The sequence below is a fragment of the Anaerosporobacter faecicola genome (assembly GCF_012070565.1).
Classification (GTDB): domain Bacteria; phylum Bacillota; class Clostridia; order Lachnospirales; family Lachnospiraceae; genus Anaerosporobacter; species Anaerosporobacter faecicola.
Genome location: NZ_JAAQRO010000042.1, coordinates 68,422 through 86,685 on the forward strand (window position 1 = coordinate 68,422; position 18,264 = coordinate 86,685).

General features: G+C 38.1%; 18 protein-coding genes. All 18 read right to left on the reverse strand.

Annotated features, from left to right (window positions below; translation table 11 throughout):
• Positions 1-4 precede the first annotated feature (4 nt).
• Positions 5-685, reverse strand: coding sequence for a hypothetical protein (locus HBB17_RS17385; protein WP_167958760.1), 681 nt, complete (start codon positions 683-685; stop codon positions 5-7).
• Between the two features lie 14 nt (positions 686-699).
• Entirely contained in the window at positions 700-1,332 is a 633-nt protein-coding gene (eutD, locus tag HBB17_RS17390) for an ethanolamine utilization phosphate acetyltransferase EutD (protein WP_167958761.1), read from the reverse strand.
• Positions 1,333-1,418: 86 nt separating this feature from the next.
• The gene (locus HBB17_RS17395) at positions 1,419-2,213 is read right to left on the reverse strand and encodes a cobalamin adenosyltransferase (protein ID WP_167958762.1); all 795 of its coding nucleotides are present in this window, start codon (positions 2,211-2,213) and stop codon (positions 1,419-1,421) included.
• 6 nt (positions 2,214-2,219) lie between these two features.
• A complete protein-coding gene (gene eutM / locus HBB17_RS17400; protein ID WP_167958763.1) occupies positions 2,220-2,519 on the reverse strand; it encodes an ethanolamine utilization microcompartment protein EutM in 300 nt (99 codons plus the stop codon).
• A 141-nt stretch (positions 2,520-2,660) separates the two neighbouring features.
• Complete coding sequence (locus HBB17_RS17405; RefSeq protein ID WP_167958764.1) at positions 2,661-4,145, reverse strand: acetaldehyde dehydrogenase (acetylating); 1,485 nt, start codon at positions 4,143-4,145, stop codon at positions 2,661-2,663.
• Between the two features lie 11 nt (positions 4,146-4,156).
• Positions 4,157-4,888, reverse strand: a complete 732-nt coding sequence (locus tag HBB17_RS17410) for a BMC domain-containing protein (protein ID WP_167958765.1) — start codon at positions 4,886-4,888, stop codon at positions 4,157-4,159.
• A gap of 3 nt (positions 4,889-4,891) precedes the next feature.
• Positions 4,892-5,548, reverse strand: a complete 657-nt coding sequence (gene eutL, locus HBB17_RS17415; RefSeq protein WP_167958766.1) for an ethanolamine utilization microcompartment protein EutL — start codon at positions 5,546-5,548, stop codon at positions 4,892-4,894.
• A gap of 123 nt (positions 5,549-5,671) precedes the next feature.
• A complete protein-coding gene (eutC, locus tag HBB17_RS17420) occupies positions 5,672-6,559 on the reverse strand; it encodes an ethanolamine ammonia-lyase subunit EutC (RefSeq protein ID WP_167958767.1) in 888 nt (295 codons plus the stop codon).
• Positions 6,560-6,573: 14 nt separating this feature from the next.
• Positions 6,574-7,938 carry an ethanolamine ammonia-lyase subunit EutB gene (locus tag HBB17_RS17425; RefSeq protein ID WP_167958768.1) on the reverse strand — a complete coding sequence of 455 codons (1,365 nt, stop codon included), beginning with the start codon at positions 7,936-7,938 and terminating at the stop codon, positions 6,574-6,576.
• Between the two features lie 82 nt (positions 7,939-8,020).
• Positions 8,021-9,454 carry an ethanolamine ammonia-lyase reactivating factor EutA gene (eutA, locus tag HBB17_RS17430; protein WP_167958769.1) on the reverse strand — a complete coding sequence of 478 codons (1,434 nt, stop codon included), beginning with the start codon at positions 9,452-9,454 and terminating at the stop codon, positions 8,021-8,023.
• Positions 9,455-9,496: 42 nt separating this feature from the next.
• Positions 9,497-9,943: a EutP/PduV family microcompartment system protein gene (locus HBB17_RS17435; RefSeq protein WP_167958770.1), complete on the reverse strand. Its 447-nt coding sequence runs from the start codon at positions 9,941-9,943 to the stop codon at positions 9,497-9,499.
• 12 nt (positions 9,944-9,955) lie between these two features.
• Positions 9,956-10,312 carry a BMC domain-containing protein gene (locus HBB17_RS17440; protein ID WP_334297192.1) on the reverse strand — a complete coding sequence of 119 codons (357 nt, stop codon included), beginning with the start codon at positions 10,310-10,312 and terminating at the stop codon, positions 9,956-9,958.
• A gap of 18 nt (positions 10,313-10,330) precedes the next feature.
• Entirely contained in the window at positions 10,331-11,461 is a 1,131-nt protein-coding gene (locus HBB17_RS17445; RefSeq protein WP_167958771.1) for a 1-propanol dehydrogenase PduQ, read from the reverse strand.
• A 275-nt stretch (positions 11,462-11,736) separates the two neighbouring features.
• A complete protein-coding gene (locus HBB17_RS17450) occupies positions 11,737-12,225 on the reverse strand; it encodes a restriction endonuclease (protein ID WP_167958772.1) in 489 nt (162 codons plus the stop codon).
• 20 nt (positions 12,226-12,245) lie between these two features.
• Positions 12,246-14,537 carry a CDP-glycerol:glycerophosphate glycerophosphotransferase gene (locus tag HBB17_RS17455; RefSeq protein WP_167958773.1) on the reverse strand — a complete coding sequence of 764 codons (2,292 nt, stop codon included), beginning with the start codon at positions 14,535-14,537 and terminating at the stop codon, positions 12,246-12,248.
• Between the two features lie 2 nt (positions 14,538-14,539).
• Positions 14,540-16,030: a TRM11 family SAM-dependent methyltransferase gene (locus tag HBB17_RS17460; protein ID WP_167958774.1), complete on the reverse strand. Its 1,491-nt coding sequence runs from the start codon at positions 16,028-16,030 to the stop codon at positions 14,540-14,542.
• A 225-nt stretch (positions 16,031-16,255) separates the two neighbouring features.
• Positions 16,256-17,383: an aldo/keto reductase gene (locus HBB17_RS17465; protein WP_167958775.1), complete on the reverse strand. Its 1,128-nt coding sequence runs from the start codon at positions 17,381-17,383 to the stop codon at positions 16,256-16,258.
• A 354-nt stretch (positions 17,384-17,737) separates the two neighbouring features.
• Positions 17,738-17,938, reverse strand: coding sequence for a hypothetical protein (locus HBB17_RS17470; RefSeq protein WP_167958776.1), 201 nt, complete (start codon positions 17,936-17,938; stop codon positions 17,738-17,740).
• Positions 17,939-18,264 lie beyond the last annotated feature (326 nt).

The window sequence follows — 18,264 nt, forward strand, 5'->3', positions numbered from 1 at the left end:
TCCGTTATCCTCGTTCTATTTGGATCTGATGCTCCCTTATATAATCTCTTGCCATCGGTGTAATAATGCAATCTTGTGAAATCCATACAATCCGTGAGGTGTCAATTCTTCCATTTACAAAATCTTTTTCCAACAAAAGATGTTTTTTTCTCCAATCAACTCGACCAATCTTATTCTTTGGCAGTGCTTTTGGTTCTATTTTACATGAATTCATTAAAAATTGATATTGCCTATTTCCTCTTTCTTGTAAAAGTTCACTCACATCATCGATGATCTGTAAACCATAGTTACAGAGCATTATTTCATAATCCTGATAAAGATGATAGTATGCTTTAAAAGCTGTCTTCTTGTATTGCTGGTATAGAAAAGCATCCCGTAATACATAGACATTCTTTCCTTGTAGTAATCGCATCTGAATCATCTTTTCCTCGGTGCTTTGTGCGATTCCATTGGCAAGGTTAGCCATCATACATGGTGACATTGCTGTTATTAGTATCTCATCTTCTTCCGGGTCATATGAAGATAAGGGAATCCGCTCAAAATCCTGACATGTTGCGTATGGTTGTTTCCACTCTCCAATGATACACACTCGTAAGGAACCTTTATTTTCAGTTTTCCACATTTCCTTTGACAGTCGATTCAGCAATTCAGAAACTATTTCTTCTATTAATCTGTCTTTTTCCATTGTTTTCCCTCAGATTATGATAATAAAAGTCCTTTGGTATTTTTTCCATAACCACAGGCATTTGCCTCATCATAATCAATGTGCACTGCCGTACGGAAGTTGTTATTCACTCGTACATCTAGGTCTTCTAGTATCACAGGACGTTCACCAAATACCTTTACTTTGATTATTTGTCCATTGGTTACCCCATACCGTTTGGCATCCTCTTCTGACATATGAATATGTCGTTTGGCAACAATGAGTCCACGATCAAGAGTGATGCTCCTTCCATTCGCTGGATTTGTAATGACGATTCCTGGTGTATTATCAATATCACCGCTTAATCGTACCGGGGCTTTTATACCTAAAGCCAATCCATCGGTTAGAGAAATCTCAACCTGTGATTCTGGTCTAGTTGGTCCCAGTATGACAACATTTTTCATGGAACCTTTTGGTCCAGTGATGGTCACTCGCTCTGCACATGCATATTGTCCTGGCTGCGAAAGGTCTTTTACAGGTGTTAATTGGTACCCTTCGCCAAACAAGGCGTACAGATCCTTTTGACTAAGATGAACATGCCGACCAGATGCTTCCACCATGACAAATACTTTTTCTTGTAGTTCTCTGATCACACTCTCTACGATTGTTTCTATATCACAAGTATTCATCGTTCTCCTCCCTACTTCAATTTATCGTTTTTTATTTGCACACGCGTACTCGCATGTATTTCATTAACATGTCTAGGTTTCATATCCTATTCCTTATATTTTCCTGTCATATACTTGAACATCATAATCCAGAATAATGACGATAACCGATTAAATGCTCGAATAATATCAACTCGATCGACTCTATTATCCTCCGAACGAAACGCACGGAATGCAATTAACTCGGTTTTTCGAGTCAAGGTTCGTAGATGATTCAGGTGTGCTACCATCTCTCCTTGTTTATAGGAAGGTAAAAAATGTCTTATTCCAAAGTATTTACTTGGATGATAGGACTGTTCTCTTATATCTGCTGGACTTAGACCTTGCAAAGAGAACTCAACAATGGGATCACCTGTTATCTCACTCCGTAGTAATTTTCTTATAAATCGAATAATTTCTTCTAGATCATCAATAAGCTTTGTTGCTCCTTCTTTTCCCGCAATGATCTGTGTCAAGATAATTTGAGCCTCTAAAAAATCAATGGCACCACGAAGAGCGATACGGGGATGATCTTTGAATACTAAAAGATTTCCTCTTAGGTGGGTCATATGCTCTGGTTTTTCCTTCATGGTTATACCAAATAAGGTCTCATATACTTCGTCTACATTTTCTTTTGTTGGTTCCATTTTTCTCTCATCTGTAATCCTAACATCTGTTTGTTTCCCTGTATTCATTTTTGTTGGTTCGATATGGTCTGTTCGTATGATGATATTCTTATCCGCAAGATAGGTTTTTGCAGAAGGGGTGAGTATCATATCCTTCTCAAGGAAAAACTCCCCCTTCTCCATTAAAACTTTTTCATTGAACAGCTTACGGATATCATTTTCCGTTAATAAAGCCATTGATTCCTATGCCTGTGGTGTTTGTGATTTTCCATGAGGTAAGATCACATCTACTTCAGAATGTGGTCTTGGGATTACATGAACAGAGATTAATTCTCCCACACGTTCTGCTGCTGCGGCACCTGCATCTGTAGCTGCTTTTACTGCTCCAACATCACCACGAACCATAACTGTTACAAGTCCACCACCAACTTGTTCTTTACCAACCAATGCCACATTAGCAGCTTTTACCATGGCGTCTGCTGCCTCAATCGCACCTACTAAACCTTTTGTTTCAATCATTCCTAATGCATTTGTATTTGCCATGCTCTGATACCTCCTATTTTCATTCGTCTATTAACGAATATCCACTGGATGTATTGGAAGCAAACATTCCTTCTTCCTATACATCGTACATTTATTATTCTACAAAATCTAAAAATCATGCATACTACCCCATAAGTAGGATTAGATTAATTCCTGCATAATCTTCTTAACTAACGTATCTACAATCTGTTCAATTTCCTGTGGTTTTGTATTGCAACAACAGCTACTGGTATTATCTACTATTGCTGCTTCCTGTCTTAATTGTTCCATATCTTTTACTCCATAAGCTACACGTTTAATATTGATCAGATCCATTGGACCAATATTATTAGAAGAGGAACTTCCTCCAACAGCACCACAACCTAGCGTTAATGCAGGGAATAAATTTGTAGTTGCTCCAACTCCACCTAAGGATCCCAAAGTGTTGATTAGGATTCTTGAAGCTGGTACTTTAAGACTGAATCGTTTTACCAGTTCTTCATTCTTCGTATGCATACAGAATGTATGACCCATACCTTCGAAATATAGTATTTCACAGATTCGATCCAGTGCTTTCTCCGCATCATCTTCGATATAGAATGCAAGTATCGGTGCTAACTTTTCATGAGAATATGGAACTGTGTGTCCAACTTTACATTCTCTAGCAATCAACACTCTTGCTTGATCAGGTACTTTATGCAATCCTGCCAACTCTGCAATCTTCTTTACCGACTTACCAACAATTTGTGGATTCATGGTCCCATTGGCACGTAAAATAAAGCTTCCTAATTGTTTTGCTTCCTGCTCGTCTAGGAAATACGCACCTTGTTCTTCGAATTCTCTTTGCACGTTCTGTGCCATACATCTCTCTACTACTACTGATTGTTCGGATGCGCAAATTGTTCCATTATCAAACGTTTTAGAATCCATGATTCGTTTTACTGCTTGTTTTACATCTGCCGTCTTCTCTATGAATGCAGGTCCATTACCGGCACCTACTCCAATAGCTGGTGTTCCAGAGGAATATGCCGACTTAACCATCGCATATCCGCCTGTCGCGAGAATCAATCTTGTAATATCATTTCTCATTAATTCCTGTGTAGCTTCCATGGTTGGAATCGTAATACAAGAGATTGCTGCCTCTGGACAACCTGCTGATTTTGCTGCTTTTCTCACTACATCTACTGTCTCAAGAATACAGGAAAGTGCCCCGGGATGAGGGGAGAATACAATACTGTTTCCTGCTTTGATCGAAATCAAAGATTTGTACATGATTGTAGAAGTAGGGTTTGTGGATGGTACGATACCAGCAATTACACCCACTGCTGTACCAATATCAATCGTCTTGTTTTTTTGATCTTCCTGTAAGATTCCAACGGTTTTTTGATCTTTGATTGCCTCATATATACCTTGAGAACCAAATACATTCTTTACAACCTTATCCTGCCATATACCAAAACCAGTCTCCTCATTTGCCATCTTTGCAAGACGAACCGCATTCTGTAAACAAGCATCGGTTATAGTTTTTACGATATGGTCAATCTTCGCTTGATCGAAGGTAGCAAGAATCTTCTGCGCCTTCTCAGCTTCTCTTAATAAGGTTCGAACCTCTTGTATCGAGCGTAGATCTTTGTCTTGATTTTCCATTGCTGTCTCCTTTATTTTCCTTGTTCCTTCTCATATGCAAGTAATACCTGAATCAGTTCCTGTTTCTTCATGGACTTCAATCGTTCTGTCGGAATCGGGATTCCTTTTGATACGATCATATTACGTAGATTGGCATTACTTCGTTTGCTTAATAGTTCTTGCCCTTGTAAAGGTTTTTCCTGTACTTCTTTTTTCTCTTCTATTTTTTCTTCTTTTATTCTCTCTTGTTCCGTCTTCTCTCGATCGACTTTGACTTCTTCATCTTTCACTGGTTCATTATTTCGTTCAGTATTTTCTACTTCTTTATATTTAAACTCTTCCGTTTTTTCATTGTCTTGTATTCGTTCTTCTTCTTTTCGTTCTTCTTTTCGTTCCTCAATATCTTTTTGTTCTGTATTCTTAGATTCACTGAATCCTGGATTGATTCCTGTTGTTTCTTTCTCCACAGGCTTTACCTGATTGTCCAAGGTATGCTCATAAGGTACAACTTTCCCTATTAATTCTGCTTCTACTCGTGGAATGACATGTCTAGCTCGAACCAATCCAATCCTAGCAGCACTTCGGGCAGCTGCATCAACTGCTGAAGTAACTGCGCCCACATCTCCTATGATCTCAACTGTCATAATACCCGCATCTGCTTTTGCAATACTAAGTAACGTAACATTGGCTGCCTTCAATGCTGCGTCCGCCGCTTCAACTGCAGGTGGATATCCGACTACCTCAATTAATCCAAGAGCTTGCATGAACTATTGATAGTCCTTCGGACGTTCTGCAACACTACGAACAGCTTCTGCAAATGCAGAACAAGCAGCATAACAAGCAGATTGAGATCCCGTTAACAAAGCACCACCAAAGTTCGTTTCGGAAGGAGGTCCAAAGAACTCACATAATTTCACATCTGCAGCTTTCATCGCTGCATCAAGTCCATATATTGCTTCCATTGGTGGAGCGATTAGATAAGCAAGTGCTGCTCCTTCTTCTACCCCTGCGATTTTAGACAGATAGGAGCCTGTTCTTGAAACCGTATGGGCATAGTAGGAGATGGAATCATCTTCATTGGCACTTACAAAATACGCATCATTTTCCATAAATGTGATGCAAGCATTCAGTCCACTTCGTACTTCTGCTGGACTAGGCCCTGCCATAATACCAATTACTTCTCCTGCTAATTTTGTTGATGCATTTGCAGCACCTGCGTACATTGATTTTGCATAAACCACATCTACGTCTGCAGCTTTTGTAGCCTCATCTAATCCCGTATACGTTACATCATCAATGTCCGCTGTTATGATTCCAATACTCTTATGACGAGGCCCCAGTTCTAATCTGGCTGCTAAATCGGAACTCACATTAGAGATTATACGAACGGATAAGATCGTTGGTCGTAATTTATCGTTCTTCATCTTTCCCTCCATGCTTTGATACCACCAAGAATCAGGGTGATATTGCCCTTATAAGGTCGAAAGAATGGCAAGCATGGCTCCTTTCCTTTATTTCGTCTCTTTCAACCCTTGTTGATCTATACTCTATTTCAAATCGATACCAGATACTTTCTTATCTAACATCTTCTTGATCAATTCTGCCGCATGTGCTCCTGCTTCTACTGGAGTTGTACCACCTTTGTGAATATTACTGATTACTGTACGTTTCGCTTCAGCTAATCCGTGTTTTGGTTTATATGCGATATAAGCCGACATGGATTCTGCCGTAACCAGACCTGGTCTCTCACCTACAAGCATACAGATGACATCTGCATCCGTTACCTGACCAATATCGTCCATTGCTCCAACTCTTGCATATTTGATAAACAAGATCGGAGGAATGGTAATACTGTGCATTGAAAGACCTTGTTTAATTGCTGGTATCATATCTTCCACATTTGCTTCGATTGCGGAAGAAGACAAACCATCTCCAACAATGATTAGTACCTTCGGATTATGACCACATGTTTTTTTAATCACTTCTATTTCTTCTGGTGAAAAACGTCTTCCTAGGTCCGGTCTTGTTAGATATTCATCTTTGTCCTTACACAATGTTTTCACTGGAACGAAATTATTCTTCTTAACAAATTCCTCTGAAACATCGGAGAATACCGCATCCTGTGCTGCTGCATGGTCTGCTCTTACACGTAACATACTCATCGTCTTATATCTTGCACCAGCTTTACCGCAACCCAGACGTGCTGGTGTTTTCGCCTTCATCGCAAGATAGCCTTCTTTGTCTTTCGCATTCTCGATTAGAAATTGTTTTCTTAAATCGATCTTCGTTATATCCGGAAGGCACTCGTTACTGATCATGGTACTAGAACCAGTATCTGTTGTCTTTCCATATGCTACAGAAGTATGGGAAGCATCTTTGTTCACCATTTGTTCTACCATCTGTTCTACCATTTTTCTTAAGTCTTGCTCGTTCATGTTCTTCCCTCCTTCTAGAATAAGATTGAAGCATCACCAGCACGCTTCGTAAGTTTACCCTTTTCATCTACAAATCCCATGTTCACTAACCACTCATGGAATGGTTTGATTGCTGTCAATCCGAACATTTCACGCAGCGCTGCTGTTTCATGGTATCCCGTCGTCTGATAATTTAACATAACATCATCTCCATGTGGAATACCCATGAAATAGTTACAGCCAGCTGTTGTAAGAAGTACCGATAAGTCTTCAATCGTATTCTGGTCCGCTTTCATATGGTTGGTATAACAAGCATCACAACCCATGGAGATTCCTGTTAATTTACCCATGAAATGATCTTCAAGACCTGCACGGTTTACCTGTCGACCATCGTACAAATATTCTGGTCCAATGAATCCAACAACCGTGTTAACGATAAATGGATCATAATGTTTTGCAAAACCATAACATCTTGCTTCCATTGTTACCTGGTCTGCACCATGATGTGCTTCCGATGATAATTCTGAGCCTTGTCCTGTTTCAAAATACATAACGTTCGGACCTTCTGCCGTTCCTTCTGCTAATGCTAATTGTCTTGCCTCTTCAATCGTTGAAGCATTGAAACCAAACGCTTCATTTCCTTTTTCAGAACCTGCGATGGATTGGAAGATCAGATCGGTTGGAGCACCTTTCCGAATTGCATCCATTTGCGTCGTTACATGGGCTAATACACAAGTTTGTGTTGGTATTTTGAATTTCTGCTTTATGTCTTCAAAACGTTTTAAGACACGAACAACACTTTCTGTAGAATCATCTACTGGGTTCAATCCCAATAAGGCATCTCCAGCTCCATAGGTTAATCCTTCTAATAAGGAAGCCATAATACCATCTGGGTCGTCTGTTGGGTGGTTTGGTTGCAGACGAGAACTTAATGTCCCCGGTTCTCCTATGGTTGTATTACAATGTGCCGTAATACGGATTTTACTTGCACCATAGATCAAATCCATGTTTGACATTAATTTTGCTACGGCTGCTACCATCTCTGACGTTAAACCTCTACTGATTCGGCGAATATCACTACCTTTGGTGTCTTCATCAAGGATCCATTCTCTTAATTCAGCTACTGTCCAATGTTTAATTTCACCATAGATTTTCTCATTGACATCATCTTGAATGATACGCGTTACTTCATCGATATCATATGGTACCACTGGATTCTCTCGTAATTGCTCTAAGGTAATATTCGCAAGTACAATCTTGGCTGCAACTCGCTCTTCTGCTGATGTAGCCGCAACACCTGCAAGTAAATCTCCTGATTTTTCTTCATTTGCTTTAGCCAATACCTCTTTGAGTGACTTAAACTCATACGTATGACCAAATAACAGGGTCTTTAGAATCATAATACGCCTCCTAATTTATCAATTTTTCATACTGTAATCTTTTTAGCTTTTCAAGGATTATATTCTGCTTTTTTTCGTTCCTCTATTCATTAAATACAAGTGTTTTTACAACAACCGGTAATACAGTTCCTTCCGCTATCGGTTTTCCTATATCGATGTAATCCCCATTATCTAGTTTTATACTATCTAAACAGACTACATCCTTTTTGTATGCCAATTCATGATACATCGCTTGCCCTAATGCCTTTGCCATATCCTCTTCTACAATTAAAACAAGTGGTAATTCTCGATTGATCAGTTCTTCTAGCCCATGAACCAACCCCTTCGCATACTCCACAATTTGTAAAAAAGAAGGATTTTGCACCCCTTCAATGGCAATTGCTACTCTCTGTAGATCACCCTCCAACTTAAACCATTCCAACTTTTTCTTAATAGATGTCTCTAGCATTAAAGCATCTTGCTCCTCCTCTTTTCGTAACTTTAGGATGGGCAAATTCTTAATTGGAAAGGGATTACTCGTATACGTGATGGTACTTCCACTAATCTCTGTTGTATGGGTTCCCGCTCCAACTACCGTCGCTCGAATGGTTTCAATACTTGGTATCAGATGTAATTTTGTGCATAGATCAGACTCACGAATGGCTTCTCCAAGTAAGATTCCCATATCGCCATAAGCGAAATAATCTTTGCCAGCCCGATCATGATACACATAATCCGCCACGCCACCAGAGAAACAGATATGGTCAATCTGATGTCCCTGGGCTATACTCTTATTGGTGATCATAATATCAAAATCATCATCAATTGGTGCTAATCCAACACTTTGTTTTATTCCTTTCACCATTAATGCAATTATCGGTTGAAGATTTTCTTTTGTGGCAATCATACCAAGATGAATCCCAAGACCATGTTTTTGAATCAATCGCTCTACCTTCTTTGAAAAATAGGTGATTTTATGGGTTTCTGGGTCTATTTTGATCAAACGTCCACCGATATCCAAGCATCCCGTATCGATGATCTCTCCTCGTAAAAATAAAGCAAGATTACTTGTTCCTCCACCAATGTCAATATTCACAACACTCGTGGAATGTTCCTTGGAATAGGCATGGGCACCTGCTCCCTTCCCTGCAATGATACTCTCCAAATCTGGTCCAGCAGTGGCCACAACAAAGTCTCCTGCAAAACCGCTTAAGGATTCTAATACTTCTTTTGCATTTTCCTTTCTAGCAGTTTCGCCTGTGATAATGACTGCTCCTGTATCAATCGCTGATTTATCAATCCCCGCTCGTTCATATTCCTGTTCAATCATTTGCCTTACACGAGGACCGTCTATTTCTGTAGGGGATTTCAGCGGGGTAAAATAAATCTCACTTCGATAGATGATCTCTTTATCAACAATAACGATCCTAGGAACAGAGTAACTGGATGCCATATTTTCTATATATAATTTTGAAAAAACTAATTGGGTAGTACTTGTCCCAATATCAATTCCTACACTTAAGAGCTCTTCTCTCAACTTCTCACTTCCTACTCCTAAATTATCTGTTACGTGCTATGATCAATGTTTGTCAATTCGTTCATGGATGTATTGAAATAACTCTTCAATTCCATCACCATCTACGGTATCTACATAGAAGATTTTTCGTACCCCTGCCTGTCTCAATTCATTTTCTGCTTTTTTTAAGGTAAGTGGATCCTTTACTAGATTCATCTTTGTAATAATTCCGATCAATTCCTTTGCAAAGGTGCCTGCAAAAGCAGGTGGTATAAAATTGTCTGAAACCGTTGGATCGGCTAATAGTGCAAGCAATCTAGCATCTACCGCGGTATTGATCAATGCTCGGTAAAATGTACGATTTTCTAAGTACTCTCCAGGTGTATCAATCGCCTGGTCATACAATTCCACTGCCTGCGTTTTCTTATATTGAAGCTCTAGTTGATCCAGTTTTTGACACAATGTCGTCTTTCCACAGCCCGTTCGACCCATAAATATGATCTTGCCCAAGGTTTCACCTCCTTACGTTCTGGTAATCCTTGCTTCTGTAAATTGAAGTTGGTCATGTAATACAGACACGATGTCCTTGATTCCAGCTTCTACAGAACTAACATCCCCAGTAATCACCAGAGCTCCACTAAACCGATCAATAAATCCTAATCGAATGTCTGAAGCTTTCGTAGCAATATCCGCTGCAATAATAGCTCCTTCACTTGGCGTAATGGTCATAATACCAATTGCATTCACTTCCTCTGTAAGAAGTCCTAATTTCTGATAGATCTCCTCTGTGGGATTTGCTATGATATGCGCCAACGTAATCTGTTTACCAGGAACGAATTCCTGTATAATTCTTTGTTTTTCTTCCAATTGTATCGCTATTTTACTCACCTACTATCCTTATCGAATCTGGTGCAGGATCTCCAGAACATCGGAAAGAGTCGCTTCTCTTGGGTTTGTATCCATGCAGGCATCAAGTAATGCTCCTTGTGCAATCTCCTTCTTGTTTTCTAGGTAAACCTCTTCTTTTACACCACATTCCTTAATGGAGGATGGCATCTTCATCTCTCTCTCTAAACGCTGGATTTCTGAGATAAACCCTTTCACCAATGTCCTTGTAGTCGCACCCTGTATTCCACACAACTTTGCTAATTTCGCATATCTCTTAGCAGCATAGGTATACGTCCTAGGGTTGTACCCTTCCATCTTACTGTTATATTCCATTACATATGGCAAAAGGATTGCATTCGTTCTACCATGTGGAATATGCAGTTTTCCACCTATGTTATGCGCAATGGCATGGTTCAGTCCTAGGGAGGCTTCATTGAATGCCATTCCTGCTAAACAAGATGCTGCATGCATCTTTTCTTTTGCTTCAATATCATCACTACTTTGATAAGACCGTAAAAGATATTCGAACACCAAAGTAACAGCCTTCTCTGCTAATGCATCAGAAAAATCTGTGGCTTTCGTGGAGACATACGCTTCCACTGCATGTGTCAGAACATCCATACCAGTATCAGCAACGATGGCACTTGGTAGACTGCGTACCAACTCCGGTTCTAAGATTGCTACTTGTGGTAACAGTTCACTTGAAACCAATGGGTACTTTACTCCTTTTTGCTTATCTGTTATGACAGCAAAATTCGTCACTTCTGAACCCGTTCCACTTGTAGTTGGAATTGCAATAAACTCCATATCCATAAGATTGGCTGCTTTTTTTGAAAAATTCATGATTGCTTTTGCTGCATCAATTGCTGAACCTCCACCCAAAGCAACCACTGCATCTGGTCGATATGCAGTTACCTTACTTACACCTTCCACAACCAGTTCCATAGGGGGATCTGGTACAACATCTTGAAATATTTCGTAATTTCCGGTAGTTAACTTTGATGTGATTCGCTCGATCATTCCCGACTTTACCATAAAAGGGTCTGTAACGATAAAGACTTTCTGATCTTTCAGCGTAGTCAGGTAACCTAGCGCATCTTCACCAAATACTACCTTTGTTTTAATCTCAAATGTTTTCATTTGTTTTCACCCTCTTTTATTCATTCCGCGGTTACTCAGTTAGAATATGTACATTTTGAATAAATATTCTTGTTTTTGGAATCAAAAGACTATATTTATTTTTTAATTTTTCTCTTTATAAATGGAATTGTACATATCAGGGCGTTCACAAATCCTCTTAAAACCGATTTTGTGCTTTCATCTGCAAAAGAAAAGAAACAGACCTATAACGGTCTGTTTCTTTTCTATCGTTCATCAGATAATTCAATTTTTATACTACTAAAAATCTTAATGCACTAAGGAAGTAGGATTTTGTCCTCTTCTAGCATACGTTCCAATGCATTTCGCCCCACTAACATTATCCCATTTGACTTGGCTAACACATACGCACTTTGGGTGTAGTAGCTATTGGTGATCACCATTCCCTGTTTTGCTTTATAGTAAGCCATGGAACCAATCACTTCCTGCACTGCTTTAATTCCCACACGATCACGGTACCTTTTTGCCTGAATCACAATACGTTTTCCATATTTACGAATTACCAGGTCTGCGCCATAATCGTGGGTAAATGGTGTCAATGTTACACGACACCGATGTTTTTTGTAATAATAATAAAGGAATAATTCAAAATCTTCTCCTGACAGTTGGTCGATGTCATATATATTGCTACGCAATAAGCGTTTTTTCTTATGTTGTTTCTTAGCAATCTTTAAAAAGAAGATTATCGCAACAAGCATCGCTGTCAGCAGGATTAGTTCTTCCCCATGTTGCGTTAATAAGTCCATTCTATCTTGTGTATTCCCTTCTAAACACTCTTTTTACCGCGAAATACTCTCTCTACAATCCTTTTTGATGCATTACCGTCATCTACATGACAGAAACGTTCATAGAATTCATCGTATTTTCCTTTGTAATCTTCTTCAATCTGTCCAATATTCTTAATGGCATCTAACACGTCTTCTTCTGTGAAAAGTAATGGTCCCGGCATCTCTTTCTCGATATCCAGATAGAAACCACGTAACATATCTCTGTATTTTTCTAGGTCATACGTAAAGAACAAGATTGGTCTACGTAGATTCGCGTAATCGAAAAATACGGAAGAATAATCGGTAATCAATAAATCGGAGATCAGATACAATTCAGAAATATCATTGTATTTGCTCAGGTTAAATGCAAAATCTTCCAATCCAGTTATATCGATTGAATCCGCAATATAATAATGGGTACGAAGTAAGATTACATATTCCTCACCCAATTGCTTCTTTAGATTCTTAAGGTCTAATTTCAGTGCAAACTTATATTCTCCCTTTCCGTAATACTCATCATCTCTCCAAGTTGGTGCATAGAGAATGGTTTTCTTGTCCTTAGGAATCCCTAATTTATCTTTTAATGCAAGTATCCTTGCTTCTTTGTCAGGTGCATAAAGTACATCATTCCTTGGATAACCACACTCCACGATTTCATTATGAAATAAAAATGCTCTCTTGAACGTATCTGTTGAGAAACGGTTGTCTGAAATCAGATAATCCCAATCTCTTGATTGACGATAAAACTGTTGTTTATGAAGAGGAGAAGCTCCACAAACCTCTTCCTGATCAAATACCAGACGCTTTAATGGTGTTCCATGCCATGTTTCTAAGAATACATTTCCTTTTCGTTTCCTAATCCAATTTGGCTGTCTTACATTAAGAACCGTATATTTACAACGTGCAAAATAATAAGCATATGCAATACTGAACCGTTTTACTTTTTTTGCACCATAAGGGATTTCAGTATGTTTATCATTGATCACCCATATACATTTATACTGTTTTGGATAAGCTTGACTCAGATATTCATAGATATATTTTGGACTATCGGAATAACTTTTTCCAAAGAAACTCTCAAAGATAACCCAGTTTTCTTTCATCTTTAACTTTGTAAATACATGGAAGTATAGATAACATGCAAATGCTCTTGGATTCGAACGAATATTTCGTATCTTTTTTGAACCCAAATGTATATTTACCATACGCTTTGTGGCAGCTAAATTCCCTTTTACTAATTGTTTTACCAACTTTTTCTTATATGGTTTTAGACTTACTCGCACCTCTTCTGGTATAGACTCTACCAACGCACGCATTTGAGTGAAGCGTTCTTCTCTCCAGTAGTCTTGTTCGCTTCTTCGAATCTTTGTCGTAAAATAATTGGTGTAATAATTCAGCAACTTAAATGCCAACAGTTCAGAGATGGTATCTTGTTTACCAAGCATCTTCACCGTTGTTTCATAGGCAGTCAGCATATTATTGAACTTATCTTCCACCTTAATCTGTGTAATTGCAGGGTAGTGAACGGGATCGTTGTGTTTTCTCTTAACATATTTTGCATCAGGAACAGATACTACATTTGTAAATGTTTTAAGCACACTAGCCACAAACGATAGGTCCGCATAAAATAAAATCTGCTCATTAAAAAATAGTTCATTCTTTCGTAATCGTTCCACACGTATCAGCAGATTCAATGCAGATATTGCCACAAGACCTCTCTTTTTCCCCACCAAATCAATAACTGCTTGGGAAGGTGCTTGTTCTGTGATGAGCTTCTTACGATAATCTTCTTCATCATCACCTTCTGTCGCATTCCTTGTTGCTTCTTCAGAACTTGTATCTACTTGCTTTGTATCTTCTTCATACGTATCAAAGAAAACGAGGCGCTTAAACCAAGTATCCACAATCGTACCATAGGCAAGATCACTCTTCGTACGTTCCGCTTCCATTACTAATTTTTCTAATGTATCATGAAACAGATAATCATCGCTATCAAGAAAATAGATATATTCCCCCGTTGCATTAGCAATTCCAATATTACGAGCCGCACTAACGCCCTGCGTAGTCGTTGTATGATATACACAGATTGGGAAAAATTCTTTATAGTTATCCACAATCATGGTAGGATCTTCCACATCTTTTACATTCTCAACTTCTGTTAGATACGGATTAGGTTTATCCTGAATCAACAATACCTCGAAATCATTCCATGTCTGATCCTTAAGACTCTCTAGACAATCCTCTAGAAAATGTGGACCATTCACATAAGGTATTACTACACTGATCTTCACAATTATTCCTCCTTCTCAAAGATCATTACATACGTTCCTTCTTTTCTGGAAATCTCATATTCTTTCAATAGTACAAAGCCAGCTGCTAACCCATTGCGTTTTGCTAGCTCACGATTATGACAATACATAATGATAATTCCATCCTCTTTCAAATGAAGGTAAGCCTTTTTAAAGAAACGTCCATATAGATCAATGATCGTTTGTTCTTGTTTTGCTGAATTAGTGAATGGCATATCCGTTATAATTTCATCAAAGAGATATTCATGTTGAAAATCAAAGAAGTCACGATTTACATAGTGAATAACTTGTCTTGCCGCCTGGGTGTTTTCTCTTGCAGCTTCAATAGCTTCTCCATAGATATCTAGTCCATAGGTAGAGTATGCTTTTACTTGCTTATGCCGCTCAATCAACATCGTTCCCACACCACAGAAAGGATCTAATACCTGTGCATCTTCCTTCATATACTCTTTTGCTAACGCTACCGTAAGTGCAGCATTCACCGGTCGAATACTGGAGGCAATTGCCTGTTTCCGATAGGCAAAACGATTATCCTTTATCGTAAATAATTTTAATACAATATTAAAATTTCCATCTTTATTTTCAATAAATCGAATCTCCACTTCATATTGACTCGTGGAATTAATCATTTTTCTTTTAGTGAGACGCTCCAATTCACTGGCAAACTTCTTGGCAAATTCACTTTTTTTACTTAGTTCCATCTTACTTTTTACTTCTACACGAAAATAAAATGGAGTTGCTTCCCTATGTCTTTCCTCAAGGTAGGAAACTACATTTCCCTCACTCACCATCTTTGCTGCCTGAATGGGATTAACAGGACAAACACTTACCTGATCCAGTACAAACAGCATCTCTTGATACGTACGAATTGTTCGTATCTCTTCTAGTTCATCTGTCTTCACCATTACCCCCGCATTGAAGGCTTTGGCTGTTGGAGTGATCTGCTGAACCTGCGTTAACGTAACTGGAATATGATTTCGGTTTGTTAATAACAACAGCTTGGATTTCTTATGATCTCCTGTGAATGTGTGTTTCCGAACTCCTTCTATGGTAACGATTAACGATGTTAATTCACGAATCTCTTCTTCTATATGTTTCCGATTCTCGTCCACTAATTCGATGGATAACAGCTGCTCTAAGCATTCCTTCAGGTAAGGCAGATATTCTCGATAATCAAAGTTTCTTAATGCAACAAGGTAAGAGCTCTTTACAAATCGTTGTGTCTCATTCTTATACCCTTCTACAATCCATGGGAGATATTCATCAAGTTGCAGATCTCCCATTAATAAAACTGCATTCTTTCTTGTCTTTGCATCCTCATGTTTTAAGAAAGGTGGAAGAAGCTCTTTCTTATCGGAAAGGTAATATAATAAAGCAACTCGATTTTCTTCCTCTTTGATCTCTTGTCTTAATTTACTCAGATTCTGTCTTACTTCAATTTGATTAATAATTGCATCAAATGTATCACGTACCATTCTATTCTCCTTTAGCAGCTTCTTTGCTCCAATGACACACAAATATGCTCTTGTGCTTCATAATTCAATACTGTTAATTATAGCTTTTTTTAATTCGATTGTAAACTCTAACTCTGTTATGTTTCTGGCTAACTCTGGTATTACCGATTCTTGTGATTCAAAAAACTGGACACGTACAAGACGAAAAAACACTCTTTGCATTCACAAAGAGTGTCTTTATTCTTTCTATTGAAGGCTACCTAAATCCGTTGCTACCTTTTCCAAATCTTCTCTTATGGATATTTTTTGAGGACAGACTGTCTCACATTTTCCACATTTTATACAATGGTCTGCATGGTTTTCTTCATTAAAATTCTTAAAGTAATCCCATTTTGTATGTTCATCATTCCCATACATGGCATGTTGATTCCAGATTCGGAAGTTTCTTGGAATATCTACACCTGCTGGACATGGCATACAATACCGACAACCGGTGCAACCATTCTTAACTCGACTTTTAATTGTCGTTGCAACTTCATCTACAACCTTTTCCTCTTCTACAGTTAATGCTTGGAAGGAAGCAAAGGTATCTAGATTGTCCATTACTTGTTCATAGGTTGACATTCCACTTAACACCGTCTTTACATTAGGGTGACTTGCAACCCAACGTAATGCCCATGATGCAACGGAAGCTTCTTTATCTGCTTTTTTGAAGATTTTTGTAATATCTTCAGGAAGAACAGCTAACGAACCTCCTTTGATTGGTTCCATAATGATCAATGGAATTCCTAATTTTTCAGCCAAATCATATCCTTTGTCTCCCGCTTGTTCCTCTGTATCCATGTAATTATATTGAATCTGGCAAAAATCCCAATCCCGATATGTAATGATTTCTTCAAATGCTTCATAATCATCATGAAATGAAAATCCCAAATAACGAATCTTTCCTTCTTTTTTTAATTTCTCACAGAACTCTATAATTCCTAGATCTTTCATCTTATGAAACCGACCACGATCAAGGGCATGTAGAAGATAGAAATCCACATATTCCTGTCCCAATCGATTCAATTGTTGGTGAAAGATTCGGTCAGCATCCTCTACAGAATTAATTTCCCAACATGGTAATTTCGTTGCAAGATAATAATCCTCTCTTTTATGCTTTGCTAACACCCGTCCAACAAAAGGTTCACTGTCTCCATTGTGATAGGGATAAGCTGTATCAATGTAATTCACACCTTCTGCCATTGCTTTCTCGATCATCTTCTCTGCTTCTGCTTCATCAATCTTCCCATTCTCTAACAGCGGAAATCTCATACAGCCAAAACCAAGTAATGACGTTTCAATTCCTAATCGATCTAATTTTCTGTATTCCATACGAATCCTCCTTAATTGTTCAAGTGATCTGCATGATTCCATACTAGCAGTTGCATATTCTCCCGTCAATCCCTAAACCAGATATTATATAACAAAGTGTAATTCGTACACTCTTGCGTTAATAATCGCTTCAAAGTACACTTTGTTCTCCGCCCCGAGCACAGTCAGCTTCTGCTGACATCTACCTTATGTGTGAGTGCGCATCCCACAGTGGATTTATATATTAGGAAAGTCGAAGGACTTTTATATAAAAAAAGAAGCTGTCACACTCGGTTTTATTCTAACAGAGTGTGACAGTTTCTAATAACTGTTTTCTAATTTTCCCCCTCGATTTTCAAAGTGTTCCATGGGACTCTATATCTCATAGAAATATAAATCTCTCTCATAGTTATTCAATTGATTCTCTAAACTCTTCTTACAAGATAGTAAGTATTTTAAAGATTCCAAATCAATAATTTCTTTACATGACAATTCATGAATCGAGTTTATTACATCTCTGTATTCCCCTGTTAAAACTCTCTTCCAATCGTCAAATTGTCTAGCAGATATACCCATACTATCACTCCTACTCTAGTCAGAAAATTCTCATACAGTTATGGTTATATTATAGCATAAATTGCAAAATAATCAATTATTTTTCGGAATATTATCATAAATATTGCAATTTTATTGAATAATTGTTAAGCAATCTCAACAATTTCCTTCAAACTATTTTGTTTTATTTAATTATCTGTTTATGCATGTAAAAATCTTTTATAATTATTCAAATTAGGACTAAATACTTGCATACTCATAATTTTATGCATTTATTTTCCTCTCTATTCATATTTGTTGTAATATTATTATATTTTTCATTTCTTTACATTTTGTACTTTTTTTAA

What these genes read in the sequence shown, in the direction of transcription:
- HBB17_RS17465 (WP_167958775.1), bottom strand. Translation starts at nt 17,383, where the DNA reads ATGGAATACAGAAAATTAGATCGATTAGGAATTGAAACGTCATTACTT.
- eutD (WP_167958761.1), bottom strand. Translation starts at nt 1,332, where the DNA reads ATGAATACTTGTGATATAGAAACAATCGTAGAGAGTGTGATCAGAGAA.
- HBB17_RS17470 (WP_167958776.1), bottom strand. Translation starts at nt 17,938, where the DNA reads ATGGGTATATCTGCTAGACAATTTGACGATTGGAAGAGAGTTTTAACA.
- HBB17_RS17460 (WP_167958774.1), bottom strand. Translation starts at nt 16,030, where the DNA reads ATGGTACGTGATACATTTGATGCAATTATTAATCAAATTGAAGTAAGA.
- HBB17_RS17405 (WP_167958764.1), bottom strand. Translation starts at nt 4,145, where the DNA reads ATGGAAAATCAAGACAAAGATCTACGCTCGATACAAGAGGTTCGAACC.
- HBB17_RS17385 (WP_167958760.1), bottom strand. Translation starts at nt 685, where the DNA reads ATGGAAAAAGACAGATTAATAGAAGAAATAGTTTCTGAATTGCTGAAT.
- HBB17_RS17395 (WP_167958762.1), bottom strand. Translation starts at nt 2,213, where the DNA reads ATGGCTTTATTAACGGAAAATGATATCCGTAAGCTGTTCAATGAAAAA.
- eutC (WP_167958767.1), bottom strand. Translation starts at nt 6,559, where the DNA reads ATGAACGAGCAAGACTTAAGAAAAATGGTAGAACAGATGGTAGAACAA.
- HBB17_RS17410 (WP_167958765.1), bottom strand. Translation starts at nt 4,888, where the DNA reads ATGCAAGCTCTTGGATTAATTGAGGTAGTCGGATATCCACCTGCAGTT.
- HBB17_RS17425 (WP_167958768.1), bottom strand. Translation starts at nt 7,938, where the DNA reads ATGATTCTAAAGACCCTGTTATTTGGTCATACGTATGAGTTTAAGTCA.
- eutL (WP_167958766.1), bottom strand. Translation starts at nt 5,548, where the DNA reads ATGAAGAACGATAAATTACGACCAACGATCTTATCCGTTCGTATAATC.
- eutM (WP_167958763.1), bottom strand. Translation starts at nt 2,519, where the DNA reads ATGGCAAATACAAATGCATTAGGAATGATTGAAACAAAAGGTTTAGTA.
- HBB17_RS17450 (WP_167958772.1), bottom strand. Translation starts at nt 12,225, where the DNA reads ATGGACTTATTAACGCAACATGGGGAAGAACTAATCCTGCTGACAGCG.
- HBB17_RS17445 (WP_167958771.1), bottom strand. Translation starts at nt 11,461, where the DNA reads ATGAAAACATTTGAGATTAAAACAAAGGTAGTATTTGGTGAAGATGCG.